General features: G+C 58.0%; 1 protein-coding gene. It reads right to left on the bottom strand.

All coding sequences use genetic code 11. The features are described from left to right. Positions 1-47: 47 nt before the first annotated feature. On the bottom strand, positions 48-1,634 hold a 1,587-nt coding region (locus tag Q0216_RS00960; RefSeq protein WP_298592195.1), incomplete at its 5' end, for a transglycosylase domain-containing protein.

The following is a 1,634-nucleotide window of genomic DNA, read 5'->3' as shown; positions in this document are numbered from 1 at the left end:
CACACATAATCAATCGCCTTTCAGGCTTCAGCTGATGAGCTGTGATTCTAGCTGTACGCCAGGATCTTATCGCTGGGGGTGGTGAAATCCTTCGTGTCGTACTTCGGTGCGATGGTCTTCATGAACGACTGCCACTGTGCACCTGCGTAGGTTGCACCATCGACGTACTCAAGGACTCGACCGTTAATGGCCACACCGTTCAAGGAGCGGAAACCGAGGTTGTTCGAACCAACCCACGATGCAGTGGACAGGCCACGAGTGTAGCCAACCTGCCAGGTCTGGGAGGAGTTATCGTTCGTACCGGTCTTCGCAGCCGAACCGTTCGGCAGACCAATACCGCGCTGAGAAGCGGAACCGCCAGCCTGGATAACACCCTTCAGAACCCAGCTGACACCGTTTGCAACGTCCGGATCCAGAACCTGCTCGCACTGGTTCTGGTATTCCTTCATGGTTTCACCGTCGGTCTTGGTGATCTTCTCAACCGGGCGCGGGGCGCAGTACTTACCCTCGGAAGCGAAGATAGCGTACATGGATGCGCTGGTCAGCGGGGAGATACCGTACTTGGTACCACCAATGTTGGTACCCAGGTCGGGGATGCTGTGCAGCGGCTCACCGGTACCGTCCAGAGCGTGCATCTTGATGGACAGATCGTGCACATCGCACAGGTCAAGCTGGGAAAGCATACCGAAGAGGTAGGAGTTCAAAGACTGGCGAATACCGTACGCGGCGGTACCGTACGTCAGACCACCGTTGACTGCGTTCTTGTAGGACCAGCCGTTCGCCTGACCGGTGTAGTAGAACTTACCACCCTCGTAGCACCTAGCATTCCAACCGAAGCTGGTGGGCCAGAAGAGCTGGGTACCGTTCACGGTGGCGTTTGCGCCGCGACCGCTGATGAGCCACTGAGCCAGAATAATCGGCTTGAACGTCGAGCCGGGCTGGAAGCCACTGGTGCCACCGTAAGCAGCGTCAACGTTGTAGTTGTACTCGGTCTTGGAGTGGTCGTTCGCGTCAGCGGGGGTACCGAGGTCGGTGTTCTGTGCCATGGCGATGACGCGGCCGGTGCCGGGCTCAACACTGGTCAGTGCGGAATTGACGTCGTTCCAGTTGGTTGCTGCCGGCTGGGTGGAGTCCACTGCCTGCTTTGCTGCGGTCTGAGCCTCAGGGTTCAGGGTGGTAATCACCTTCAGACCGCCACGCTTGATAGCGGTGTTGCGTAGCTCAGCAGTTGCGCCGAGGGACTCATCCTGCAGCAGGTAGTTCACGACGTAGCGGCAGAAGAACGCCTTATCACCCGCCAGGGAGCAACCCTGAGACTTCGGATGGACGTTGAGCTTAATATCGCTGGCGATAGCGTCGCTGTATTCCTTGTCGGTAATCTTGCCGTCACGCAGCATGGTGCCCAGAACGATGTCGCGGCGTTCACGAGCCAGCTCAGGGTTCACGGTCGGGTCGTACACGTTCGGTGCCTGCACCAGACCGGCAAGAAGCGCGGACTGCGCCACGTTCAGGTCCTTAGCGGAAATACCCCAGTAGTACTGTGCAGCAGCCTCAACACCGTAGTTCGAACCGCCGAGGTTCACGATGTTCAGGTAGCCTTCAAGGATTTCGTCCTTGGACTTGTTCTGCTCCAT

This window comes from uncultured Rothia sp. (assembly GCF_937976295.1).
Taxonomy (GTDB): domain Bacteria; phylum Actinomycetota; class Actinomycetes; order Actinomycetales; family Micrococcaceae; genus Rothia.
The sequence above is the reverse complement of the archived record's forward strand: the minus strand, read 5'-3'. Positions and strand labels throughout refer to the sequence as shown.